The following is a 24,082-nucleotide window of genomic DNA, read 5'->3' as shown; positions in this document are numbered from 1 at the left end:
CAGTGGCAGCGCCGCGCATCAGCTGTGCCATGCGGTCCGCGGTGGATGGCGGTGAAAGCAACACCATTTTCCCCAACACCCCCACAGTAGAAGGAAGCAGAAAAGTGCCCAGAGAAGGCAGAAGCCGTGGCTCCGGCCACAGAGCAGTCGCCTCCCTGCTGGTCCCGGCGCTCGTCGGAGGCCTGACCCTCGCCTACGGCGGGTCCGCGCAGGCCGCTCCCGCCGCCTCGCCACCGGAGCAGCCTGTCGGCGTGGCCCGGCAGACCTACTCCGCCGGCACCTACCTCGTCCAGCTCTCCGGCGACCCCGTCGCCGCGCAGCCCGAAACCGCGCCGGAGCACGGAAAGAGGCTCAACACGCGGTCCGAGGCCGTACGCGACCACGTCAGCCGCCTGGAGCGGGAGCGCGAGCAGGTGCTGGCCGAGGTGCCGGATGTCCGGCCGCTGTACAGCTACCAGTACGTACTCAACGGATTCGCCGCTGAACTGACGGCAAGTCAGGCCAGGAAGCTCGCTCGCACCCCCGGCGTCGCCTCGCTGGTGCGCAACGAGGTGATCCGGCCGACCGGCACGGCTGAAGCCGTTGGTGCCGGCAGTGGTGGCGCGACCGCTGCCCGCGCCGCCGTCTCCGGACCCAGGGTGGCGTCGGGTGCGACCGGCGCGCTTCCCGCCCCGGACACCGCCGAGTTCCTGGGTCTGAAGGACCGCGGGGGTCTGTACTCCAAGTTCCGCGGTGGGCAGCGGAACGCGGGGGCAGGCGTGATCATCGGTGTCGTCGACTACGGAATCGACGACACCAACCCGTCCCTGCGGGCCCTTCCGGAGCCCCGCCCCGACGCCGCGGCCATCGCCAGGAAATGGAGGGGCGTCTGCGACCCCGGTACGGACCGCGCGCACCCGTACACCTGCAACAACAAGCTGATCGGCGCCCGCTACTTCAACAAGGCGGTACCCGAGCTCGCGGAAGACGACACGCCGTCCCCGGTCGACGACGAGGGGCACGGCACCCACACCTCGACCACCGCGGCCGGAAACTACGGTGTGCCCGCGTCCGTGCCCGGCACCGGCATCTCCCGCACCCGGATATCCGGGATCGCCCCGGCCGCCCGCGTCGCCGCCTACAAGGCCTGCTGGAAGGGCTCCGGCTGCTGGACGGCGGACATCGCCGCGGCCATCGACCAGGCCGTGGCGGACGGCGTCGACGTCATCAACATCTCCCTCGGCCCCAGTAGCGGCACCGCCGACATCACCGGTCCCACCTACACGGCCATGTTCAACGCCGCCAAGGCCGGCGTCTTCGTTGCCGGCTCAGCGGGCAACGGCGGGCCGTCCACGGTCGCCAACAACGTCCCGTGGATCACCACCGTGGCCGCTTCCACCCATGATCTCGGCTACCTCACGACGGTCGTCCTCGGCAACGGCGCCTCGTACTCCGGAACCGGCCTGAACGCCTCGGCCGTTGCGTCCGCACGGCTCGTCGACGCGGTCGGGGCGGCCCGCAGCGGCGTGGACGCCGCCGATGCGGGGCTGTGCCGGCCCGGCACCCTGGACCCGGCGAAGGTCAAGGGCGCCATCGTGCTGTGCGAGACGAACGGCGACGGCACGGGCGCCCGCGCCGGCAAGAGCGCGCAGGTCGAGGCAGCCGGCGGCGTCGGCTTGGTGCTCTACAACTCCCGGGCGCTCCTGGACACACGGGGCGACGTCCACTCCGTCCCCACCGTCCACGTCGACAACGTCACCGGCCAGGCCGTGAAGACGTACATCGACCGGGCCGGCGGCCGCGCCACGGCCCGGCTCGGCGCGGCGCGCGCCGAACGCCAGGAGGCACCGGCGATCGCCGCCTTCTCCTCGGGCGGCCCGGACCTGGCCAGCGGCGGCGACCTGCTCAAGCCCGACATCGCGGCCCCTGGCGTGGACGTCGTCGCCGGTGCCGTCCCCGGCGGCAACGGCGGCACCTTCAAGGGCCCGCAGGGCATCGCCTCCGGCACCTCGATGGCCGCCCCGCACATCGCCGGACTGGCCGCGCTCCTGCGCTCCCTGCACCCGGACTGGTCGCCCACGGCAGTCAAGTCGGCCCTGATGACCACCGCGGCGCCCAGGACCAACGAGGGCAACGCGATCCGGCGCATCGGCGCCGACGGATCGGCCACCCCGCTCGACTACGGCGCCGGGCAGGTCGCTCCGAACGCCGCCGACGACCCCGGTCTGGTCTACGACTCCACCTCCGCCGACTGGACCGCGTACGTGTGTGCCCTCGGTCAGCGCCCGGTGACCGGCGACGGCGGTGACGCCTGCGCCACCGCCCGGAAGATCGACCCGAGCGACCTCAACTACCCGACCATCTCCATCGGTGACCTCGCGGGGAAGCAGACCGTCACCCGAACCGTCACCAACGTCGGCGACACCACCGGCGTCTACACCGCCACGCTGCGGACACCGCGCGGCTACCGGGCGACGGTCTCACCGAAGCGGCTGGTCGTGCCGCCCGGCCGGTCGGCCACGTACCGGGTGACCTTCACCCGCACGGACGCGGACTACGGCAAGTGGGCCTTCGGCTCGGTGAGTTGGCGCGACGGGGACGGACACCGGGTACGCAGCGCCGTCGCCCTGCGTGCCACGCAGATCGCCGTCCCCCCGGAGGCCGACGGTACCGGCGCCACAGGATCCCTCACGCTCAAGGCGAAGTCGGGCTGGGACGGCACCCTCACCACGACCATGAACGGCCTGTACGCGGGCACGGTCAGGACCGGCACCCTGACGGGCACCACGACCGAGAGCTTCGAACCACCGCCGTCACCGCTTCCGGCCTCCGCGGCCCGGACGGAGATCACCGTTCCCGAGGGCACCGCGCTGGCCCGTGTCGCGATCCGCTCGTCCGACTTCCTCGCCGGCAGCGACATCGACCTGTGGGTGTTCGACGAGGACGGCAACCAGATCTCCTCCCCCACCGGCAGCAGCGACGAGTACCTCGACCTCACCGAGCCGGGCACGTACGAGGTGTACGTGAACCAGTTCGCCCTGCCGGAGGGCGCCACCAGCCAGACGTACACCCTCCACACCTGGCTGATCGGCCCGGACTCCCGTCCCGACCGGCCGGCCGGCGTCACCCCGGCCGAACAGCGGGTGGCCCTGGGCGGCACCGCGGACGTCACCGTCTCCTGGCGCGACCTCCCGGCCGGCCGTACCTATCTCGGCCTGGTCGGCTACGACGACGGCACCGAAGCCGTCGGCACCACCCTGCTGACCGTCACTCCCTAGTTTCCCGTTCCGCCCCTCGATTCCGCACCACGACGGCCGTACGCGAACCGTACGGCCGTCGTGTCGTCATGCCCGGCTGTCGGCGATGACGTCATGAAGGCCACCGCCGGCGGTCGGACCGCTCTGCCTGCTACTGCCAGACGTACCAACGGCAGTCGTAGCTACCGGAGTCGTCCCAAGACTGCTTGCTCGTTGTATCGCGCCGCGTGCAGCACAGTGGATGCCATGCCGCACCGAAGGCCTGGTGAGGCGGCTGCCGACCCTGTTCGACCCCGGTCGCCGCCATCCTCGCGGGCCGAGGGTCCGGCTCGTCCACCGCGGCGTGAACCGTCTTTCGGTACTCACGCCGATTCGTGCACATGACGGTGGTCGGTACCGCCCTCCGTCTTCCGTCGACCAAGAGAGTGGGCATGTCCATCGAATCCCCCGAGTCAACCGTTTCTCCCTCCGAGGGCTCTTCCGAGGGATCCGCGTCCGCCCCGTCCCGGCGTACGTTCATCGCGACCAGCACCGTCGTCGGCGGTGCCGTCGTGGCGGGCGGCCTGACAGCGGGGCCGTCCGTGTTCGGTGCCGAGCCCGCGGAAGCCGCCGAGGCGCCGCCCGGCAGCCGCGTCTCCCTGACCGTCAACGGCAAGCGGTACACCGTCACGGTCGACAACCGGACCTCGCTGCTGGACCTGCTGCGCGAACACCTCGACCTGACCGGCTCGAAGAAGGGCTGCAACGCCGGTGCCTGCGGCGCCTGCACCGTCCTGGTCGACGGACGCCGGGTCAACTCCTGCCTGACGCTGGCGGTCCGGCTGGACGGCGCCGAGATCACCACCATCGAGGGCCTGGCCAAGGGCGAACGGCTGCACCCGCTGCAGCAGGCCTTCATCGACCAGGACGCCTTCCAGTGCGGCTACTGCACCTCCGGCCAGATCATGTCCGGCGTCGGCTGCATCGACGAGGGGCACACCGGCTCACCGGAAGAGATCCGGGAGTTCATGAGCGGCAACATCTGCCGCTGCGGCTGCTACGTGAAGATCGTGCGGGCGGTCGAGCAGACCGCGCACGGGAAATGAGGCACGCTCCCCATGCATCCCTTCTCCTACACCAAGGCCGCCGACACCCGTGAGGCTCTCAACGCGGGAAGGGACGGCGGCCGTTACATCGCCGGCGGCACCACGCTGGTCGACCTGATGCGCGAGACCGTCGAACGCCCCCGCACACTGGTCGACATCAGCGCCCTGCCACTGCGCGACATCGTGGTCACCCGGCGCGGGGGCCTGCGCATCGGCGCGCTGGTACGGATGTCCGAGGCCGCCGCCCACCGGGGGGTGCGCGCCCTGTATCCGGTGATCTCGCAGGCGCTGGAGCTGAGCGCGTCCGCACAGCTGCGCAACATGGCCACCATCGGCGGCAACATCATGCAGCGCACCCGGTGCACGTACTTCCGTGATGTGACGGCCGCCTGCAACAAGCGTGAGCCGGGCTCCGGTTGCGCCGCTGTGCGCGGCGTCAACCGCACCCACGCGATCCTCGGCACCTCCGACGACTGCGTGGCCACCCACCCCTCCGACGTCGCCGTGGCCTTCGCGGCGCTGGAGGCGACCGTGCACCTGCTGGGCCCGGCCGGCGAGCGCACCGTGCCCTTCGCCGGCTTCCTGCTCAAACCGGGCAGCACACCCAACCGGGAACAGGCCTTGCGCCCAGGCGAGTTGATCACCGCTGTCGAGCTTCCGGCCCTTCCGCGCCCGCTGAGGTCGGGCTACCTGAAGGTGCGCGACCGGCAGTCCTACGAGTTCGCGCTCACCTCGGCGGCCGTCGCGCTGCACATCCGCGGCGGGGTGATCCACCAGGCGAAGGTGGCCGCAGGAGGCGTGGGCACCGTGCCCTGGAAGCTCACCGCCGTGGAGCGCGCGCTCATAGGGCGGCGGCCGTCCGAGGCGCTGTGGACCAAGGCCGCCGAGCGGGCGGCGGACGGGGCCCGGCCCCTCCAGCACAACCGTTTCAAGGTCGAGTTGCTCAAACGGACCGTCGAGCGCCAGCTGCGCGTCGTAGGAGGTGGCAAGTGAGCCAGCAGCCGCAGGCAGCCGTCGGAGCGCCGCTGTCCCGGGTGGACGGGCGGCTGAAGGTGACCGGCCAGGCCAAGTACGCCGCCGACCACGACATCGACGGCGTCGTCCACGCCGTCGTCGTCGACAGCAGCATCGGCCGCGGACGTATCACCGGCATCGACACCCGCGCCGCCAATGCCCTGCGCGGAGTCCTGGGCGTCATCAGCCACCTCGACAAGCCCAGGCTGGCCTACCGCGACAACCCGGGCCCCTTCCCGGGCCAGCGGCTGCGCGTCTTCCAGGACGACGCGGTCCGGTTCTTCGGCCAGCCGGTCGCCGTCGTGGTGGCCACCACGCTGGAGGCCGCACAGCACGCCGCCGACCTGGTGAAGATCTCCTACGACGCCGAGAAGCCGTCGACCGACCTGACCCGCAGCCCGGCCGTGGACGGGCCGCCCTTCACGCGGCCCTATGCGCGGGGCGATGCCCAGGAAGCGCTGGGTTCCGCGGACGTCCGGTTGGACCTGACCTACCGTCTCTCCCGCAACCACCACAATCCGATGGAGACTCAGGCCACCATCGCCCGCTGGGACGGCGACAAGCTCACCGTGTGGGACAAGACCCAGTGGGTGATCGGCACGCGGAACGAGCTCGCGGCCGTGTTCGGCATCCCGCAGGAGAACGTGCGCGTCCTCTCGCCGTTCATCGGCGGCGCCTTCGGCAACGGCCTGCGCACCTGGCCGCACGTCACCATAGCGGCGCTCGCCGCACGCGAGCTCGGCCGCCCGGTGAAGCTCGCGCTGACCCGCAGGCAGATGTACTTCACGGTGGGCTACCGGCCCGCGTACGAGTACAAGTTGAGCCTGGGCAGCACCCGGCGCGGACGGCTGACCGCGATGACGCACGACTACAAGTACGAGACCTCCCGCTACGAGCAGTTCTGGGAGGCCAACATGGCGCTGGGGCAGATGCTCTACGCCGTGCCCAACGTCAGCCAGAACGTCCAGATCGTTCCGCTCGATGTCAGCACCCCGCAGTGGATGCGCGGTCCCGGCTACGGCAGCGCCGCTTTCGTCATCGAAACCGCGGTGGACGAACTCGCCCACAAGCTCGGCATCGATCCGATCGAGCTGCGGCTGCGCAACGAGCCCGGCGAGGACCCGTCCACGCAGCAGCCCTTCTCCACCCGGCGGCTGCGCGAGTGCTTCCGCGTCGGCGCCCGCGCCTTCGGCTGGCACCGGCGCAACCCCAGGCCGCGCTCCACGCGTGACGGCGACTGGCTCATCGGCACCGGCGTGGCCACCGGCTGCTACGACGTCTTCCGCAGAGAGGCCCACGCCCACGCCAGGCTCGACGCCGACGGCACCGCGGTGGTCCAGTCCGCGACCCACGACACGGGCACGGGCACGTACACCTCCATGACCCAGGTCGCCGCCGACGCCCTCGGCCTGGCCGTACGCAACGTCACCTTCCGGCTCGGCGACTCCGCCATGCCACCGGCCCCCGCCCAGGGCGCCTCGACGACCATGCTCAGTGTCGGATCCGCCGTTCAGGACACCTGCGACAAGCTGCGGCAGCAGGCGATCAGGCTCGCGGTCGAGGACGAGCGCTCACCGCTGCACGGCGTCGCCCCCGACGACGTCGTGGTCCGCGGCGGACGGCTGCACGTGAAGGGCAACACCGCGCGCGGGGAGGCCTACCGGCAGCTCCTGGCCCGCAACAACCGCACCCACCTGGAGGCGCGCGGGTCGTACACCCCGGAGGAGGAGAGCCGGTTCTCGATGTACGGCTACGCCGCGATGTTCGCCGAGGTCGCGGTCGACGCCCGGCTCGGCCTGGTCCGGGTGCGGCGGATGCTCGGCGTGTACGACGCGGGGCGCATCATCAGCCCCAAGCTCGCCGAGAGCCAGGCCATCGGCGGCATGGTGGGCGGCATCGGCGCGGCCCTGCTGGAGCACACGGTCACCGACCACCGCGACGGCCGGATCGTCAACGCCAACCTCGCCGACTACCTCGTGCCCGTCAACGCCGACATCCCCGATCTCAAGGCCGTCTACCTCGACGGGGAGGACTACAAGGCCGCCCCCATCGGTGTGAAGAGCCTCGGGGAGCTCGTGCAGATCGGCGTGGCACCCGCCATCGCCAACGCGGTCTTCCACGCCACCGGACGCCGCGTCCGCGAACTGCCCATCACCGCCGAAGCCCTGCTCTGAACCCCGGGCGGCCGGGTCTCTCTCCCCTCCCCGGGAGGGAGCCCCGGACCGACTCGGTCGGCCCGCCGCCGTGCCTCGCTCTCCCCCATCCGGCGCGGCGGCGGGCTTCCCCAACCACCCACCGAAGGACACCTCTCATGCTGAACATCGCGGACACGCTGCACCGCTGGTGCCGCGAGGCCCGCCCCTTCGCCCTCGCCACCGTCGTCCAGATCAGCGGCAGCGCACCCCTGCCACCCGGCACAGCACTGGCCGTGGACACCGACGGCGAGGCGGTCGGCAGCATCTCCGGGGGATGCGTGGAAGGCGCCGTCTACGAACTGTGCCAACAGGTGCTGGAGACGGGCGAACCCCCGATACGGGCCTCGTTCGGCTACTCCGACGACGACGCCTTCGCCGTGGGTCTGACCTGCGGCGGCGAGATCGAGGTCCTGGTCCAGCGGGTCGACCCCGCCGACGAGCCCCACCTCACCACCGCCCTGGAACACGTGTCGGCCGGTGTGCCCGTCGCCGTGGCACAGGTGATCGACGGGCCGCAGCGACTTCTCGGCCGCACCCTGTCCGTTTTCGGGGGCGGCAGCGCGTACGACGGGACCTTGGGCAGCCGACAGCAGGACCGTACGGTGGCCACCCAGGTCCGCGCGCTGCTGCGGGCAGGCCGGACCGCCCGCGTCGAAGTCGGCGGGGACGCCGACACCTGCCCGGAGAAGCTGACACTCCTGGTCCACACCCGCGCGGCGCCGCCCCGCATGCTGATCTTCGGCGCCGTCGACTTCGCCGCCGCCCTCAGCCAGGCCGGACGCTTCCTCGGCTACCACGTCACCGTCTGCGACGCCCGTCCCGTCTTCGCCACCCCGGCCCGCTTTCCGTACGCCGACGAGGTCGTCGCCGACTGGCCGCACCGCTACCTGGAGCGCGCCGAGGTCGACGCCCGTACCGCGATCTGCGTCCTCACCCACGACGCCAAGTTCGACATCCCCCTGCTCCGCCTGGCCCTCGATCTTCCGGTCGGCTACATCGGCGCGATGGGCTCCCGCCGCACCCACGAACACCGCCTGGAACGTCTGCGTGAGGCCGGCGTGCCCGAGGAACACCTCGCCCGCCTGCGCTCACCGATCGGACTCGACCTCGGCGCCCACACCCCCGAAGAGACGGCGGTCTCCATCACCGCCGAGATCATCGCCCGCGTCAACAACGGCACCGGCCTGCCCCTGTCCCACATCCCCGGCCCCATCCACCGTTGTGGCCCCACGGCCCAGGTGTCGTCGCCGGCCGAACTCCTGGCCATATGAGGCCCCACGTGCTCATCGACACCTACGACCGAGTGGCCACCGACCTGAGGGTCTCGCTGACCGACCGGTGCAACCTGCGCTGCACCTACTGCATGCCCGAGGAGGGCCTGCAGTGGCTGGCCAAGCCCGACCTGCTCACGGACGACGAGATCGTCCGCCTGATCGACATCGCCGTCACCTCCCTCGGCATCGAGGAAGTCCGCTTCACCGGCGGCGAGCCCCTGCTGCGGCCGGGCCTGGTCGGCATCGTCGAGCGCGTCGCGGCCCTCGAGCCGCGCCCCCGGATGTCGCTGACCACCAACGGCATCGGCCTCAAGCGCACCGCGGCCGCCCTGAAGGCGGCGGGCCTGGACCGGGTCAACGTCTCCCTCGACACCCTCCGCCCGGACGTCTTCAAGACCCTCACCCGCCGCGACCGCCACAAGGACGTCGTCGAGGGCCTGCACGCCGCGCGCGACGCGGGCCTCACCCCGGTCAAGGTCAACTCGGTCCTGCTGCCGGGGCTCAACGACGACGAGGCCCCCGACCTCCTCGCCTGGGCCGTGGAGCACGACTACGAACTGCGCTTCATCGAGCAGATGCCCCTGGACGCCCAGCACGGCTGGAAGCGCGACGGCATGATCACCGCCGGGGACATCCTGACCTCCCTGCGCACCCACTTCGACCTCACCCCCGAGGGTGAGCAGAAGCGCGGCTCGGCCCCCGCCGAACGCTGGCTGGTCGACGGCGGCCCCCATGTCGTCGGCGTCATCGCCTCCGTCACCCGCCCCTTCTGCGCGGCCTGCGACCGCACCCGCCTGACCGCCGACGGACAGATCCGCACGTGCCTGTTCGCCCGGGAGGAGACCGACCTCCGCGCCGCCCTCCGCTCGGGCGCCCCCGACGAGGAGATCGCCCGCATCTGGCGCCTGGCGATGTGGGGCAAGAAGGCGGGAGCGGGCCTGGACGACCCGACCTTCGTGCAGCCGGACAGGCCGATGTCGGCGATCGGAGGCTGACGCTGTGACAGGCAGGTCAGGAAGGTATGGAGGCGTGGCAGCCGACCGAGCCCGCGAGCACCCCGGTGAGCGGGCGCATCCGCAGCCGGTCAGGCTGCTCGCGATACGACGGACACCGCTCTGTCTGGAGGAGGTCTTCCAGGCCGTCGGCGACGAAGCGGCAGGCGGGATCGCGCTGTTCGTCGGCACGGTGCGCAACCACGACGCGGGCGCGGACGTGAACGGACTGGGGTATTCGTGCCACCCGACAGCCGAGGCCGAGCTGCTGCGGATCGCGCAGAAGGCCGTGGCGAACCACCCGGTGCGCGCCCTCGCCGCGGTGCACCGGGTCGGAGAACTGGCGGTGGGCGACACAGCGGTCGTGGTCGCCGTGGCATGTCCCCACCGGGGAGATGCCTTCGCAGCCTGCAGGCAACTGATCGACGACCTCAAGCACGAAGTGCCCATCTGGAAACACCAGAAGTTCTCGGACGGGACCGAGGAATGGGTCGGCGCGTGATGCCGTCACGGGCCCTGGCCGGACCCACGTCTCAGCGCTGCGGCTCCAGCTCCCAACTGGCCAACATCCGCAGGGCCTCCTCCGACCGGGAGCCCGGCTCGGCGTGGTAGGTGACCAGCCGCATCGGGGCGCCCCCGCGCAACGCCATGGGCTCGTGGACGAGGTCGAACTCTCCTACCAGCGGGTGCCGCATCCGCACGACGTCGCCAACGGTCCCGCAGCTCACCTCGTGCCGTGCCCACAACCTCCGGAACTCCTCGCTCTTCTGCGACAACTCCTCGATCAGCGAAGAGAGGTAGGAATCCTCGGGGCTTTTGCCGACGTTCATGCGCAGAGCGCCGGCGGCTGCCAGAGCCGTCCGTTCCGGGTCGGCGAACCGGTCGCGTGTCTGAGGCGAGAGGAAGATCAGCCGGGCCATGTTGCGTTCCTGGGGCGCCAGTTGGGCCCAGTCCCCGAAGACGGCGGCGGCGAGCCGGTTCCACCCCAGAATCTCCAGGCGCCGGCTGACAACGTAGGCGGGCACGCCGAGCCCGTCGAGCAGATGCTGGACGCTGGGCCGCAGCCGCTGCGGCGGAGGCGCGGCCTGCGGCGTGCCCTGCCGTTCGGGCTGGGCCAGCCGGACCAGATGCTCCCGCTCCTCCTCACTCAGGCGCAGGGCGTGGGCGACGGCGTCCAGCACCTCGGCCGACATCGTCTCGCCGTATCCCTGCTCCAGGCGCGCGTAGTACGCGTACGACACCCCCGCGAGCTGCGCCAGCTCCTCGCGCCGCAATCCGGGAACCCGCCGCCGCCCGTAGGACGGCAGGCCCACGTCCTCGGGCCTGAGCCGGGCCCTGCGAGAACGCAGGAACTCCCTCAGCTCGCTACGCCGGTCAAGTCCGGACGTCGCTTGGTCATCGGGCGCCACATGTGAAGACATCTCTGTCCTCCAGTTGTCCAACGTGCCTCGCCGTTGCAGGGCAGCGTACAGCATCGACCCCATGACTCACCTTGATACCGAGTCTCACATCGATGTAGAGTCTCCTCATAAGACTTCACCTGGAACGGGAGTGTTCTCGTGAGCAAGATCTGGTTCATCACCGGCTCATCCCGCGGCTTCGGCCGCCAGTTCGCCCAGGCGGCCCTGGAGCGCGGCGACAAGGTCGCGGCGACCGCCCGCGGCACCGACTCCCTCGCGGACCTGGTGGCCGCCCACGGCGAGGCGATCCTTCCCCTCCCCCTGGATGTCACCGACAAGGCCGCCGCCACCGAGGCTGTCAAGCGGGCGCACGAGCACTTCGGCCGCCTGGACGTCGTCGTCAACAACGCCGGCTACGGCCTGTTCGGTGCAGTCGAGGAGCTGACGGAACAGCAGGTCCGCGACCAGATGGAGACCAACTTCTTCGGCGCCCTGTGGGTCACCCAGGCCGCCCTGCCCCTCCTGCGGGCACAGGGCAGCGGCCACATCGTGCAGATCTCCAGCGTCGGCGGCGTCACCGCCTTCCCCAACCTCGGCGTCTACAACGCCTCCAAGTGGGCCCTGGAGGCACTGAGCGAGGCCCTCTCCCAGGAGGTCGCCGGCTTCGGCATCAAGGTCACGCTCGTCGAGCCGGGCGGCTTCGCCACCGACTGGTCCGGCCCCTCCGCCACCTTCGCCGAGCGGCTTCCCGCCTACGACGACCTGCGCACGGCCCTCGCCGCCTACTGGAGCACCACCCAGCCCGGCGACCCTGCCGCCACCGGCGCGGCCCTGCTGAAGATCGTGGACGCCGACAACCCGCCCCTGCGGGTCTTCTTCGGCACCTCCCCGCTCCAGCTCGTCCCGCAGGTCTACGCCGACCGGCTGAAGACCTGGGAGGAATGGGCCGACGTCGCCACCGAGGCCCAGGGCAGCGTCGCGTAACCGTAGGGCACAGGCGTCGGCCAGAGCCGGCGCTCTTGCAGCAGCCCCGGAAACGGCCCCGAACAGGTCCTCACGGGTCAGGAAGTGATGCAGCGGCGCACCCCGGCTGACACCGGCCCGCCGCAGCACCTCCAGGGTCGTCGTCGCCGCGACACCCACTTCGATCAGCGACTGGACCGCAGCGTCCACGATCTGTGCCCCCGTGGCGTCGCGCTGTTCGTCACGCCTGTTCATGGCCGCCTCACCTCTTCACAGTCAGCATTGACTGCGAAATGGGCTTGTCACGGTCAGCCCTGACTGTGAGGGGTGAGGCGCCTCGGGTCCGCCTTCCTCGTCGTGGACACGGAGGACGACCTGCGGTGAAGGCCGGGCCCCTGGCATCGATGCCCTGCTCGTGGCGCTTCCCCTGGGCGGCGTGGAAGGGTGGGGGACTGCGCTCCACACACTGATACTCGGTATCAGATTGAGTCTTTACTGTACCCTTCTGGTATGTCTGAAACCGCTCGTGCCGCCGACCAGTCCGCACGCAAGCCGCCCGGTCTGCGCGAGCGTGTGCGTGCGACGGTTCAGGCGGAAGTGGTCGAGGTGGCGCACCGGCTCTTCACCGAGCAGGGGTTCGACCGGACCACCGTCGACCAGGTCGCCGCCGAGGTGGGCCTGTCGCGCGCCAGCCTGTTCCGGTACTTCGGCACCAAGGAAGACATCGTCCTGGGACGCCTGGAGGAGTCCGGCCGCCAGATCGCGGAGGCGCTCGCCGCCCGCCCCGACGACGAGCAGCCGTGGGAGGCACTGCGCCGGGCGTTCGACGTCCTGACGCGGATGAACGAGGCAGCGCCCGAGCAGGCACTCAGCTATCTCCGCATGCTGCAGGAGACCCCGTCGCTGCGCGCCCGGCACCACGAGAAGCAGCTGAGCTGGCAGGAACTGCTGGTGCCGGAGATCGCCCGGCGGCTGGGGGCCGACCCCGACCAGGCCGAGGACATCCGGCCGAGCGCACTGGCCGCCGCCGCGCTCGCCTGCCTGGACGCAGCCTCCACGGCGTGGGTGGCCTGTGAGGGCACTGTCCCGCTGGCCGTGCTGCTCGACCGGGCGATGGGCGCGTTGACGGAGTGACGTGCGTGACATCCAGCGTCAGGACTTCGCTCCGCCACGGTGAGAACGCCTCACACGCATGAACGATGCGTGAGCGGAAGGCGTGGGACGAGCCGTCACAACTGCTTCTCCCCCACACCGCGTGGCGCTGGTCATGCAGAAGCGCCACGCGGCACAGTCAGGCGCCACCGGCAAGGATTCGATCCCACGCCGACAACCGGCGAAGAGAACGTCGGAGCCACACGGCCCGCCCCAGCGCCGTCGCTTTGCCAGTGCATGCACCGAAGTCGGCAACGAAGTCCAGCCTGCCGTCGAGCGCCTCGACGTAACGTGCGATGACATCGACAGTGGCGACCTCGCCGTGCTCGATCTGGGACACACGAGCGATGCTCACACCCAACGGCGCTCCCTTGAGAGCATGGACGGGGAGGACGCGGGGGCTCCCGGTCACTCTTCGCCGGTGGGGAGCCGGACGGTGAACGTGGTCGATCCGGGGCCGCTTTCGAGTGCGACGCTTCCGTCGTGGGCCTCCGCCACCGCCGCCACGATCGACAGGCCGAGACCGGCGCCGGTGCCCGCACCCTCGGTGCGGCGGCGGTCCGCGCGGGTGAAGCGTTCGAAGACCTTGGGCCGGATGTCCTCGGCGACGCCCGGACCGTCGTCGTGGACCTTCAGTACCGCCGTGCGGGCGCGGGTCCGCAGGGAGATGGTCACCGTGCTCCCGACGGGTGTGTGCAGGCGGGCGTTGGCCAGCAGGTTGGCCAGTACCTGGTGGAGGCGGTGGGCGTCGCCCGGCACCGTCACCGGCTCCTCGGGCAGCTCCAGCGTCCAGCGGTGTCCCGGGCCTGCGGCCTGCGCGTCCGTCACGGCGTCCAGGACGAGGCGGGTCAGGTCGACGGGACAGCGTTCCAGAGGGCGGCCCGCGTCGAGGCGTGCGAGGAGCAGCAGGTCGTCGACCATCTCGCCCATGCGGGCCGCTTCGGCCTCGATGCGCCCCAGGGCCCGCACCACCTTCTGCGGCACCGGGCCCGGGTGGAGAAGCGCCAGTTCCGCGTGACCGCGGATCGATGCCACGGGCGTACGCAGTTCGTGACTGGCGTCGGCGGCGAAACTGCGCAGCCGTTCCTCGCTCGCGTGCCGTTTGGTCAGCGCGTCCTCGACGTGGCCGAGCATCGCGTTGAAGGCGCCGGCGACGCGTCCCACCTCGCTGCGCGGGTCGCTCTCGGGCGCGCGGGGCGGAAGTGCCACCTCGCCGCTGGAGAGCGGTAGTTCACTGACCCGGACGGCGGTCGCGGCCACACTGCTGAGCGGGCGCAGCGACCAGCGCACCCACAGCGCTCCCGCGACGCCGGCGACGGCGAGCGCCGCGCCGAGGACGAGGGCGGCGACCAGTTCCAGCCGGTGGACAACGGCCTCCACGGACTCCATGGGCAGCCCGGTGATCAGGACGTCGCCGTCCCGTCCCTCGCTCGCCATCATGCGGTAGTCGCCCAGCGACGAGAGTTCGGTCGTGTGTCCCTCGCCGTCGGCCGGCAGTCCGGCGAGCTCGCTTCTGTCCCGAGCGCCGAGCGACACGGTCACCGCGCCGGTACCGCTGCCGGACGGCACCACCGCGGCGTTGGTGACCGTGTCGCCGACCAGCCGGGCGCCGAAGGTTCCGACGGCCTGGCGGCGGGTGTCGCCGTCCTCGTCGCCGTCGTGGTCGGACGGCAGCGTCCCGCCGTGCTCCAGGCTCGCCGGGAACCGTACGCCCGCCTCGCGCAGCTGCTGGTCGAGACGGCCGGTGAGAAAGCCGTTCAGCTCCACCACCGCCGCCACCCCGACGGCCGCGCAGCTGACCGCGAGGAGCACGACGAGGCCGGCGGTGAGCCGCGCCCGCAGCGTGTGCGGGCGGGGCAGAGGGGGCAGCCACCGATGTGGCCTCACGGGGTCACCGGCTTGAGCACGTATCCGGCACCCCGCACCGTGTGGATCATGGGCGGGCGGCCCGCGTCCACCTTCTTGCGCAGGTAGGAGATGTACAGCTCGACGACATGGGCCTGCCCGCCGAAGTCGTAGGACCACACGCGGTCGAGGATCTGCGCCTTGCTGAGCACGCGTCGCGGGTTGCGCATGAGCAGGCGCAGCAGTTCGAACTCCGTCGGGGACAGCTCGACGAGCTCGCCGCCGCGGGTGACCTCGCGGGCCTCCTCGTCCATGACCAGGTCGCCGACGGCCAGCCGCGGCCCGTCCTCCGTCTGCCGGGCCATGCCGGCCCGGCGCAGCAGTCCGCGCAGGCGGGCGACGACCTCCTCCAGGCTGAACGGCTTCGTCACGTAGTCGTCGCCGCCCGCGGTGATGCCCGCGATGCGGTCCTCGACGGCGTCCCGCGCGGTCAGGAAGAGCACGCACACGTCGGGCCGTACGGCGTGCAGCGAGCGCAGCACGGCGAAGCCGTCGGTGTCCGGGAGCATGACGTCGAGGACGACGGCGTCGGGCAGCAGCTGACGTGCCTCGGCGACGGCCGAGACGCCGTCACCCGCCGTGCGGACCTCCCAGCCCTCGTACCGCAGGGCGCCGGAGAGGACCTCCGCGAGGTCGGGATCGTCGTCGACGACGAGAACCCGGAGCGGGGCGCCGTCGGTCCGGGTCAGCGCGGGGCGGGCGGAGCCGCGGGGGCGGTGGGCGTTCATCTCACGTACCAGGATGCGGCCTCGCCGCGCTCGGGGCCGCTCCCTGGACCTCTGAGTTCGCTCTGAGTCGTCGTGCCCCCGGACCACCCCGGCCGCCCTCCCCACCTGCGGCGGGGCCGCGCCGCAGGCCACGCGCTGAGAGCGGGCTCAAAGGTTGTGTCGGCACAGTGGCGTCCCGCACGGCCGACGGACGTACGGACAGCCGAAGGGACACACGGATGACGACGGCGTACGAGAAAGGAAGGGTCGCCCCCGCGCCTCGCGCGCCCCGGCGCTCCCTCGCGGGCCTCGTGCTCGCCGTTCTGTGGGGCGGGGCCGCCGCCGTGATCGCCCTGTGGTGGCACGACACGGGGTCGGTCGTGGGCACCGCGGGCCGGCTGACCGGGGCCGGACGGATCGCGGGCCTGCTGAGCGGGTACGCCTGCGCCGTCCTCGTCGGTCTGATGGCCCGTGTCCCGCTCCTGGAGCGGCGGATCGGGTCGGACCGGGTGGCACGCTGGCACGCGATGGCGGGCCGCTACACGATCTGTCTGCTCGTCGCCCACGTCGTGCTGATACTTCTCGGGTACGCCGCCCAGGACGGCTCCTCGGTCCTGGACGAGACGCTCACCGTGGTCCTGGACTACCCGGAGATGCTCAAGGCCACCGCCGGCACGGTCATCCTCTTCGCGGTCGGGCTCGTCTCCGCCCGCGCGGTGCGCCGTCGGGTCAGCCACGAGTTCTGGTACTACGTGCACCTGCTCACGTACGCCGCGGTCTTCCTCTCCTTCGGCCACCAGCTCGCCCTGGGATCCGACTTCACCGGCGACCGGCCGGCTCAGGCCGCCTGGTACGTGCTGTATCTGGGCGTCGCGGCCCTGGTGGTGTGGTTCCGGATCCTCGCTCCGTTCCGGCTCAACCTGCGTCACCGGCTGCGGGTCGACTCCGTGCACAAGGAGGCGCCGGGCGTGTACTCCGTCGTCATCCGTGGCCGGCGGCTGCACGAGATGGGCGCGCGACCGGGGCAGTACCTGCGCTGGCGGTTCCTCACCGAGGGTATGCGCTGGACCTCCACGCCGTACTCCCTGTCGGCGCCGCCGCGTCCGGACCTGCTGCGCATCACCGTCAAGGCGCTCGGCGACCACAGTGCCGCGGTCTCCCTGCTGCGGCCGGGCACCCGCGTGTGGGCGGAAGGCCCCTACGGAGCGCTGACCGCCGAGCGGCAGACCTCGCACAAGTCGCTGCTGATCGCGGGCGGTGTCGGCATCACCCCGCTGCGGGCCCTGTTCGAGACGCTGCCCGGCGACGTCACCCTCATCTACCGCGCCCGTACGGCCGAGGACCTCGCCCTGGGCGGCGAGCTGGAGTCCGTCGCACGGTGGCGCGGGGCGAAGGTGCTGTACGCGCTGAACGGTCCGCACGGCAGGCGCCCGGACCTCACGGCGCACTCCCTGCGCGCGGCCGTGCCCGACCTGGCCGCCCACGACGCGTACCTGTGCGGCCCACACGGGTTCGCGCGGGACCTGTACGAGGCGCTGCGCACCGCCGGGATCCCGGACCGCCGTATCCACCACGAGTCCTTCGAGCTGTGAGGCCGTCTTGCACACGTTGAGGAAGAACCACCCGCTCCGCCGCATCGTGCTGGCGAGTGCCGCGACCGTCTCCGGGATGGTGCTGCTGCTGTCGCTCAAGCCGCACACGACGCAGGACGTCGCCGCGTCGGCGGCCTCTCCCGCGCCGTCCACCAGTTCCAGCACGTCAAGTGGAACGACCAGGTCGAGCGGATCGGCCACGGGCACCCGGACCCTCACCGGGGACTACGTCCAGACCCGCTACGGCCCCGTACAGGTCCGCGTCACACTGAAGAACGGCAAACTCACCGACGTCACCGCGGTCACGTACCCCCAGGAGAACCCGAGGGACCAGCAGATCAACAGCTACGCCATCCCGCAGCTGACCAGCGAGGCCCTCACGGCCCAGAGCGCCGACATCGACACGGTCTCCGGAGCCACGTACACCAGCGAGGGCTATCGCCAGTCACTCCAGTCGGCGCTGGACTCCGCGAGCCGCTGACGCCTGCCCGGCCGACGCGCTCTTCACACCCGCGACGTCGTTCGTCCGCGGCCGGAAGCCCGCCTGCTTCGGCACCATTCCGAGATTCGGAGGACGTCGCTGCACAACGCGCTGCGCGGTCATGCCCCTGGTCGCTCACGACCTTGGAGGCATGGGATCCTCGCGAAACGTCGAGGCAGGCACTGTGGAACTGGACGCTGTCCCGGATCCGCATCGCGCACACGGACGACCAGATGATCGCCATGGCGCGCGACATGCTGAAGGCAGGCGGCCTGCATGGGCACGAGTACGCCATGGACGCCATTCCAGCGACTGTGGCCGGGCGGGAAGCCGCGCAGGGAGCTCAGGCAACCGTCTTCACCTCCGACACCGACGACATGAATCGACTCCTCGCCGGACACCCCGTGCGAGTCGAGAAGGTCTGACGAGACGCCGCGACGTTCGGGTCATTGCACGTCCACGAAGTCGCCGGTCGCCTTGACGGCCGGGGTGGTGGACGTGCCTGCGAAGTTCCAGCGCCAGTAGCCGTCTTCCAAGGCGGTGGCCGTGGTCGTCAGGTTGCCGGTGCTGGAGGTGTATACGGTCTTGACGGTCGCGTAGGTCGTAGTGCCGGCCTTGCGGAACTGGAGCTTGACCGGCTGGTTGGTGTAACCCCGGTAATCGAGGTTGTCCCAGTCGGCCCGGGTGAGCTTGCCGGTGACGGTGAGGGTCTTGCCGCCGGCAATCGGTTCCGGGCCTGCGTTCACGGTGAGTCGGGACTGACGCTGTAGACGGGTCGTGGTGTAACTCGCCGATTGGGTCCAGCTGTCGTCATTGGCCACCCCCTGAACACTGACCTTCCAGGTGCCGGCGTGGGCGTTGGTGAGCGCGGTGCCGCCGTACTTCCAGTCCGGTTCGAGGGAGATCGTCTGCGAGCAGGTGGAGGTGGTGGCACTCGAGGCGACGCAGTCCGCGTGGGAGTAGTACTGGTTCGACACGATGCGGTCGTCGTAGGTCTCGTAGGGGTTCGCACCATCCGGTCCGCGCCACAGGACGAAGTCCGCGTCCTGGATGCCCGTCGGGTGCGTGAAGGTCCCTGAAACCGTGACCGTCTTGGCGTAGAGACCGACCACGATGTCCTTGCCACCGTCGAAGGACACGTTGCTTATCTGGACGTCGGTCTGGGTCTCGTCCGCGTAGGCACCGGGGGCGGCGTAGCCGGCCAGCGCGGCGACGGCGCTGAGCAGAGCGAAGGCAGCGCGCTTGCGCATGTGTCTCCTTTACAGAGGAAAGAGGGGGAATCCGCCGAGCGGGCGCAGCGGGGCAGGTGAAGCCGGTCAGGGACCGCTGACGGACTTGATCGTGTACGGGAAGCTCTCCTGCTGCCAGATCACCGTGAACCGGGCGGTCGGGCGGGTGTCGACCTGGGGTACCCGGCCGTCCGACATGAGTGTCCGCCCGGTGCCGAAGGTGCCGGAGCGGCTGATCAGGCGGGCGTCGGCCTTGGTGTAGCTGTACGGGGGCGTCGACTTGGGGACGACCGTGTGGAAGACCAGCATGCCGTCGCCGTCGTCGTCGAGGGCCAGGTCGGGGCGGTCGCCGAGGCCCAGGCCGGTGACTGCGCCCCGGGCACCGGCCGCGGAGAGGCGGCGGCCGAGCGACTCGAGTGTGCCGCTGCCGTAGCGCGTCCACACGATCATCGAGTCGCCGTCGAGGTCGGTCGCCAGGGCGTGTTGGAAGCCCACGTTGTCCGTGGAGGCCGAGGTGCGCAGGGGAGCCTCCAGGGTGTCGGTGCGGCTCCAGCGAGAGGCCGAGACCTGCGAGCGGGCACCGCCGCCGGAGTGGTAGCTGACGACCGCGTCGCCGTCCCGGTCCACGCCGACCCGCACCATGCCGAAACCGCCGTACGACGCGATCGGCGAGGTGAGCACCTTCGTCGAGGAGACGGACGTCGACGTGATCCGCCTGGCCACGACGTCCGAGGCGCGCGCCCGGGCGACGACGAACCGGCCGCTGCGGTCCACTCCGACGGCCGGCTTCTCCGCCGAGCCCGAGCCGAGGGTGATGGGCGCGCCGAGCGTGCCGTCGAGCTCGAGGCGGCGGGCGACCGCGTACCAGTTTCCGCCGCGGATCTCCGTCCCCGCCGCCATCGCGGTGCCGCCCGGGGTCACGGCGACCACCGGGGTGGCCGCGGGCGCCGACGTGGACAGCCTCTGCGACGGTCCGAAGCCCGAGGCCGACACGTTCCACGTCGACGTCCACGCCGCCTCGGCGTTCATGGCCATCGTCGCGGTGACCGAGATTCCGTCCGCCGCGGCGACGGAAGCTCCGGCAAGAACACGAGGCTTCACCGAACGCCGATGACGTGCTGCACGCGGAGCCACCCACATCCCCCAGTTCCGTGAGTTGGCGCAGCCTCCACAGGCCGCCCCCTGTATCCAGCGCACCTGCATGCTCAAACGTCACCTGCGTACGGGCGGACATGACTGGTGGTCTGCAGCAAAAGGGCGCTCGATACGGTCACGCAGAGCGTCGCGCTCGTGCACCTTTGCCGGCCTCCATCCTCACGCTGGTCCTCGTCACCCGCTAGAAGAAGGCCCGATAGATGGTCCGGATCTCGGACCGGGCGCCCGATCCCGGCGCGGCAACGGCCTGGCCCGGCTGCTCAGCGGTGCCGGGCGTTCGCCGTGGCATTCCCGGAGGATGTGGCCTTGACCGGCTCGGTGACCTTCACCGGTTCCGTGCCGACCGCGCTGTGCCGCTCCGCCCACGACTCCAGGGCCGTGCGGCAGGCGTGGTCGAGGTGGTGCAGACCCGAGAGGTCCAGCTCGACCGGGCGGTCCTGCGGCAGCGCCTCCAGGCTGTCGAGGATCTTCGGCAGCCGCAGGAACGTGGCGTTGCCCGACAGGTAGACCTGGATGGGACCGGCGCCCTTGTCTATGACCTCCAGCTTGACGTGCGAAGCCTCCCACGCGGTCTTGACGACCGCCAGGGCCAGACCGATCAGGACGCCCTCGAACATGTTCACGGCGACGATCGACACGGCCGTGACCACGAGGATGGCTGCCTCGCCCTTGTGGTCCCGCCACAGCGCGGCGGTCTGGCGGAAGGGGATGAGCTTCCAGCCCGCGTGCACCAGGATGCCGGCCAGGGCGGGCAGCGGGATCAGGGCCAGGGCCCACGGCATCGCGGCGGCGAACAGCAGCAGCCACACGCCGTGCAGCACACGGGACGCCTTGGTCTTCGCACCCGCGGCAACGTTGGCGGAGCTGCGCACGATCACCGCGGTCATGGGCAGCGCGCCGAGCAGACCGCACACGGTGTTGCCCGCGCCCTGGGCGATCATCTCCTTGTTGTACTGGGTGCGTGGACCGTCGTGCAGCCGGTCCACGGCCGCCGCGCTGAACAGGCTCTCCGCGGAGGCGATCAGCGCGAACGCGATGATCGTGCCCCAGATGGCCGGGCCGGCCAGTTCGCCGAGGGCGTCGGTCCCGGGCGGCTGGATGACGCCGAGCAGGCCCTCCACCTCGACGGTGGCGACCGGCAGGCTGAGGGCGAGCGTGGCGATCGTGGCCAGGACCACCGCCGCGAGGGCGCCCGGCACGGACTGCACGGCCTTCGGCAGCTTCTTCCACAGCACGATGACGGCGATGGTGCCCGCGCCGATCGCGAGCGAGATCAGCGCCTCGGTGTTGCCCAGGGCGTCGGCGAACGCCCCCGGCAGCCCCACGATCTTGCCGATGCCGGTCTCCGGTGCCTTCAGGCCCGCCGCCGCGTATATCTGCCCGGCGATGATCACCAGACCGATGCCGCAGAGCATGCCCTCGACGACGGAGACGGAGATCGCCCTGAACCAGCGGCCGATCCCGAGGAAGCCCATGGCGAGCTGGAGCAGACCGGCCATCAGCACGATCACACCGAGCGTGCCCACGCCGAACTCGCTGACGGCCTCGAAGACCAGCACGGTCATGCCCGCGGCGGGCCCGGACACCTGGAGGCTGCTGCCGCGCATCAGCCCGGTGACGATGCCGCCCACGATGCCGGTGACCAGGCCGAGTTCTGCCGGGACGCCGGAGGCGACCGCGACACCGACGCACAGCGGCACGGCGACCAGGAAGACGACGATGGAGGCGAGGAAGTCCTGCCTCAGGTAAGGGAACTTGGACAGCATGGTCACCAACTCCCTCACAGCATCTCGAAGGTGCCGGGTCCTGCCGGGTGCTCACGCACGCTGCCCCTGTGGACCTCGTAGTACCAGCCGTGCAGCTGAGGTACACCCGCTTCCAGGCGCCTTTCGATGCACGGGTGGGCGCGTAGCCGCTCCAACTGCGTGAGCACGTGGTTCTGCACGGCCTCGGCAACCATCGGGTCGCTGGTGCCGGAGCACCTGGGCTCGTCCGCGGTGTGCACGAGCCAGTCGCGCACGGCCGGTACGGCGGCCAGGTCGTTGCGCCGCACCACCGCGCCGTCGGGGCCGCAGTGGGAGTGACCACACACCACGACGTGTCTGACGCTGAGCACCTGCACGGCGTACTCGATCGTGGCCTTCCCGGCAGTGGGGGTGGCGGTGGCATGCGGCGGGACGACGTGGCCCGCGGTACGCAGCTCGAAGAGCTCGCCGGGCCGGGCATAGTTGGACTGGCCCTCGGCGAGGCGAGCGAACCTCTCAGGGCGGTGTCCGAATAAGCGGGCGTTGTCGATGAGGGGCTGCATGGTGTGGTGACCTCCTGGCGCGCCGTGGGGTGCGCGTCGGACTTACCGGGCACGGGGGTGTGGAGTGCTCTACGGCTCGGCAGCGGAAGACCTGCAGAGCGGCTGGCGAGTGGGCTGCCGTCCATCTCGGGCGGTCCGGGGCTTCGCACTTCGGAACATGAACCCCCCTCAAGGCAGCCCATTACCTTTTATGTGCACCAACGATCGGTCAAAGGACAGTCAAGAACACGTTAACTCGGCAAAGCCGTTTGCGGGGTTAACTGAGCGTTTGCAGGTCAAGAGAGCCTGAAAACCGAAGTGGAGTTGGCGCGAAGCTGTCATTACCCCAAAGAAGGGGCACATTTATGTCCCCTGAGCCAGCGCTCGCCGGAATCGTCGGCCGGTTCACGAGGTGCGGCCACACGACCTTCACATCCTGCCCTTCATCGGACATGTCGTGACGGGGCACTCGTCCGGTGACGCACGCCCTGCTGACGCGCCACGTCACACCGGCACCCGCCGTCCCCTGCGGCTGATCCGCGGAGAGCGTGATGCTCCGGCGCATGAAGCCGGCCCGGGGCGCAGCATGCGCGGCGCCCCGGCACCGCTGCCTTGGAGTACTGCGCTGGTCGGAGGCGGCTCGCCGTCCTCACCGAGGCAGGTGTCGGGCGGCACAGGGGATCGTCGACCGACCAAGGGCCTGTCCTCCATCGGCGTTGCGCCGGGCCGGAGGCGACGGCCAGGAACCGAAGCGCCTTTGACGTTGTTCGTCGTCCCGGTCGGCCAGGTGTGTCAGGCGGGGGTCCCTCGTGCTCGTCGTGCCCGAGACCGCCGGGCCGCCGTCATGCGGGAGAAGGCGGCAGGGCCTCACAGGCTGCGCACGAGGCCGCCGTCGCACCACAGGGCGACTCCGGTCACGTACGACGCCGGCGCGCTGCACAGGAACGCGGCGGTGGCGCCGAACTCGTTGACGTGGCCGTAGCGGCCGGCGGGGATCGCGGCGACCGACTCCCGTTCCACGTCGGCCACGGCGCGGTGCGTGCGCTCGGCGTTCGCGGCATCGGTCGCCGCGGTGCGGTCGGTCCTGATCCGGCCCGGCAGCAGGAGGTTGACCGTCACGCCGTCCGCGGCGACCTCGGCGGCCGGCGTCTTGAGGCAACCGGCCGGCGCGGACCGGCCAGATTGGACAGCGCGAGGTTGGCCAGGGGAACGGCGACACCGCTGGAGCCCACGGCGAGGACGCGGCCCCAATCGCGCGCCCGCATGGCGGGCAGCGCGAGTGAGACCAGCCGGATGTGCGGCGACACGGTCGCCTCCAGCGCGGAGTCGACGTCCGCGACGGTGACGTCCGTGGCCTGCGCCGGTCGTGGACCCGGGCCGTTCAGCACGTTCCCTGCCGGGAAGGGCCCGCTGCA

General features: G+C 71.0%; 22 protein-coding genes. 12 read left to right on the top strand and 10 right to left on the bottom strand.

Annotated elements, in window-relative coordinates:
• Positions 1–104: 104 nt before the first annotated feature.
• The 7 genes from V8690_RS22545 (at position 105) to V8690_RS22515 (ending at position 10,298) form a co-directional block, all read left to right on the top strand.
• Positions 105–3,257: a S8 family serine peptidase gene (locus tag V8690_RS22545; protein ID WP_338781519.1), complete on the top strand. Its 3,153-nt coding sequence runs from the start codon at positions 105–107 to the stop codon at positions 3,255–3,257.
• A gap of 410 nt (positions 3,258–3,667) precedes the next feature.
• Entirely contained in the window at positions 3,668–4,321 is a 654-nt protein-coding gene (locus V8690_RS22540) for a (2Fe-2S)-binding protein (protein ID WP_338781517.1), read from the top strand.
• 12 nt (positions 4,322–4,333) lie between these two features.
• On the top strand, positions 4,334–5,314 hold the full coding sequence (locus tag V8690_RS22535) for a xanthine dehydrogenase family protein subunit M (RefSeq protein WP_338781515.1): 981 nt from the start codon (positions 4,334–4,336) through the stop codon (positions 5,312–5,314).
• Positions 5,311–7,509 carry a xanthine dehydrogenase family protein molybdopterin-binding subunit gene (locus V8690_RS22530; RefSeq protein ID WP_338781513.1) on the top strand — a complete coding sequence of 733 codons (2,199 nt, stop codon included), beginning with the start codon at positions 5,311–5,313 and terminating at the stop codon, positions 7,507–7,509. Before V8690_RS22535 ends, V8690_RS22530 begins: the two co-directional genes overlap by 4 nt.
• 137 nt (positions 7,510–7,646) lie before the next feature.
• Entirely contained in the window at positions 7,647–8,801 is a 1,155-nt protein-coding gene (locus tag V8690_RS22525; RefSeq protein WP_338781511.1) for an XdhC/CoxI family protein, read from the top strand.
• 8 nt (positions 8,802–8,809) lie between these two features.
• Positions 8,810–9,799 (top strand): GTP 3',8-cyclase MoaA, encoded by a 990-nt coding sequence (moaA, locus tag V8690_RS22520; protein ID WP_338781510.1) that lies wholly within the window; start codon positions 8,810–8,812, stop codon positions 9,797–9,799.
• A gap of 34 nt (positions 9,800–9,833) precedes the next feature.
• Positions 9,834–10,298: a molybdenum cofactor biosynthesis protein MoaE gene (locus tag V8690_RS22515; RefSeq protein WP_338781509.1), complete on the top strand. Its 465-nt coding sequence runs from the start codon at positions 9,834–9,836 to the stop codon at positions 10,296–10,298.
• A gap of 31 nt (positions 10,299–10,329) precedes the next feature.
• Here the strand turns inward: V8690_RS22515 and V8690_RS22510 are convergent, their stop codons facing one another.
• Positions 10,330–11,217 (bottom strand): helix-turn-helix transcriptional regulator, encoded by an 888-nt coding sequence (locus V8690_RS22510; RefSeq protein WP_338781507.1) that lies wholly within the window; start codon positions 11,215–11,217, stop codon positions 10,330–10,332.
• 138 nt (positions 11,218–11,355) lie between these two features.
• Between V8690_RS22510 and V8690_RS22505 the strand changes: the two genes are divergently transcribed.
• Together V8690_RS22505 and V8690_RS22500 are read left to right on the top strand one after the other, a co-directional pair.
• Positions 11,356–12,180 (top strand): SDR family oxidoreductase, encoded by an 825-nt coding sequence (locus V8690_RS22505; RefSeq protein ID WP_338781505.1) that lies wholly within the window; start codon positions 11,356–11,358, stop codon positions 12,178–12,180.
• A gap of 489 nt (positions 12,181–12,669) precedes the next feature.
• Entirely contained in the window at positions 12,670–13,293 is a 624-nt protein-coding gene (locus tag V8690_RS22500) for a TetR family transcriptional regulator (protein ID WP_338781502.1), read from the top strand.
• Between the two features lie 157 nt (positions 13,294–13,450).
• On the opposite strand, the gene V8690_RS22495 is transcribed toward V8690_RS22500, so the two are convergent.
• The 3 genes from V8690_RS22495 to V8690_RS22485 form a co-directional block, all read right to left on the bottom strand.
• Positions 13,451–13,651: a hypothetical protein gene (locus tag V8690_RS22495; protein WP_338781500.1), complete on the bottom strand. Its 201-nt coding sequence runs from the start codon at positions 13,649–13,651 to the stop codon at positions 13,451–13,453.
• Between the two features lie 68 nt (positions 13,652–13,719).
• Positions 13,720–15,198 carry a HAMP domain-containing sensor histidine kinase gene (locus V8690_RS22490; RefSeq protein WP_338781498.1) on the bottom strand — a complete coding sequence of 493 codons (1,479 nt, stop codon included), beginning with the start codon at positions 15,196–15,198 and terminating at the stop codon, positions 13,720–13,722.
• Positions 15,195–15,944 (bottom strand): response regulator transcription factor, encoded by a 750-nt coding sequence (locus V8690_RS22485; protein ID WP_338781496.1) that lies wholly within the window; start codon positions 15,942–15,944, stop codon positions 15,195–15,197. Before V8690_RS22485 ends, V8690_RS22490 begins: the two co-directional genes overlap by 4 nt.
• A 218-nt stretch (positions 15,945–16,162) precedes the next feature.
• On the opposite strand from V8690_RS22485, the gene V8690_RS22480 reads away from it, so the two are divergent.
• The 3 genes from V8690_RS22480 (at position 16,163) to V8690_RS22470 (ending at position 18,421) form a co-directional block, all read left to right on the top strand.
• Positions 16,163–17,515 (top strand): ferric reductase-like transmembrane domain-containing protein, encoded by a 1,353-nt coding sequence (locus tag V8690_RS22480; protein ID WP_338781494.1) that lies wholly within the window; start codon positions 16,163–16,165, stop codon positions 17,513–17,515.
• Positions 17,516–17,522: 7 nt separating this feature from the next.
• Positions 17,523–17,996 (top strand): FMN-binding protein, encoded by a 474-nt coding sequence (locus V8690_RS22475; protein ID WP_338781493.1) that lies wholly within the window; start codon positions 17,523–17,525, stop codon positions 17,994–17,996.
• Positions 17,997–18,229: 233 nt separating this feature from the next.
• Positions 18,230–18,421: a hypothetical protein gene (locus V8690_RS22470; protein WP_338781492.1), complete on the top strand. Its 192-nt coding sequence runs from the start codon at positions 18,230–18,232 to the stop codon at positions 18,419–18,421.
• 21 nt (positions 18,422–18,442) lie between these two features.
• Here the strand turns inward: V8690_RS22470 and V8690_RS22465 are convergent, their stop codons facing one another.
• The 6 genes from V8690_RS22465 to V8690_RS22440 form a co-directional block, all read right to left on the bottom strand.
• Entirely contained in the window at positions 18,443–19,246 is an 804-nt protein-coding gene (locus tag V8690_RS22465; protein WP_338781490.1) for a calcium-binding protein, read from the bottom strand.
• A 66-nt stretch (positions 19,247–19,312) separates the two neighbouring features.
• Positions 19,313–20,326, bottom strand: coding sequence for a hypothetical protein (locus V8690_RS22460; protein ID WP_338781489.1), 1,014 nt, complete (start codon positions 20,324–20,326; stop codon positions 19,313–19,315).
• A gap of 314 nt (positions 20,327–20,640) precedes the next feature.
• Entirely contained in the window at positions 20,641–22,146 is a 1,506-nt protein-coding gene (locus tag V8690_RS22455) for a SulP family inorganic anion transporter (protein ID WP_338781487.1), read from the bottom strand.
• 14 nt (positions 22,147–22,160) lie between these two features.
• Entirely contained in the window at positions 22,161–22,688 is a 528-nt protein-coding gene (locus V8690_RS22450) for a carbonic anhydrase (RefSeq protein ID WP_338781485.1), read from the bottom strand.
• Between the two features lie 846 nt (positions 22,689–23,534).
• Complete coding sequence (locus V8690_RS22445; RefSeq protein ID WP_338781483.1) at positions 23,535–23,786, bottom strand: SDR family oxidoreductase; 252 nt, start codon at positions 23,784–23,786, stop codon at positions 23,535–23,537.
• Positions 23,783–24,055: a hypothetical protein gene (locus V8690_RS22440; RefSeq protein ID WP_338781481.1), complete on the bottom strand. Its 273-nt coding sequence runs from the start codon at positions 24,053–24,055 to the stop codon at positions 23,783–23,785. Before V8690_RS22440 ends, V8690_RS22445 begins: the two co-directional genes overlap by 4 nt.
• Positions 24,056–24,082 lie beyond the last annotated feature (27 nt).

The organism is Streptomyces sp. DG1A-41 (genome assembly GCF_037055355.1).
GTDB lineage: Bacteria > Actinomycetota > Actinomycetes > Streptomycetales > Streptomycetaceae > Streptomyces.
Note: the sequence above shows the minus strand (reverse complement) of the source record. Positions and strands in the feature narration are given on the sequence as shown.

What these genes read in the sequence shown, in the direction of transcription:
- V8690_RS22485 (WP_338781496.1), bottom strand. Translation starts at nt 15,944, where the DNA reads ATGAACGCCCACCGCCCCCGCGGCTCCGCCCGCCCCGCGCTGACCCGG.
- V8690_RS22525 (WP_338781511.1), top strand. Translation starts at nt 7,647, where the DNA reads ATGCTGAACATCGCGGACACGCTGCACCGCTGGTGCCGCGAGGCCCGC.
- V8690_RS22465 (WP_338781490.1), bottom strand. Translation starts at nt 19,246, where the DNA reads ATGCGCAAGCGCGCTGCCTTCGCTCTGCTCAGCGCCGTCGCCGCGCTG.
- V8690_RS22510 (WP_338781507.1), bottom strand. Translation starts at nt 11,217, where the DNA reads ATGTCTTCACATGTGGCGCCCGATGACCAAGCGACGTCCGGACTTGAC.
- V8690_RS22540 (WP_338781517.1), top strand. Translation starts at nt 3,668, where the DNA reads ATGTCCATCGAATCCCCCGAGTCAACCGTTTCTCCCTCCGAGGGCTCT.
- V8690_RS22470 (WP_338781492.1), top strand. Translation starts at nt 18,230, where the DNA reads ATGATCGCCATGGCGCGCGACATGCTGAAGGCAGGCGGCCTGCATGGG.
- V8690_RS22455 (WP_338781487.1), bottom strand. Translation starts at nt 22,146, where the DNA reads ATGCTGTCCAAGTTCCCTTACCTGAGGCAGGACTTCCTCGCCTCCATC.
- V8690_RS22480 (WP_338781494.1), top strand. Translation starts at nt 16,163, where the DNA reads ATGACGACGGCGTACGAGAAAGGAAGGGTCGCCCCCGCGCCTCGCGCG.
- V8690_RS22450 (WP_338781485.1), bottom strand. Translation starts at nt 22,688, where the DNA reads ATGCAGCCCCTCATCGACAACGCCCGCTTATTCGGACACCGCCCTGAG.
- V8690_RS22500 (WP_338781502.1), top strand. Translation starts at nt 12,670, where the DNA reads ATGTCTGAAACCGCTCGTGCCGCCGACCAGTCCGCACGCAAGCCGCCC.
- V8690_RS22535 (WP_338781515.1), top strand. Translation starts at nt 4,334, where the DNA reads ATGCATCCCTTCTCCTACACCAAGGCCGCCGACACCCGTGAGGCTCTC.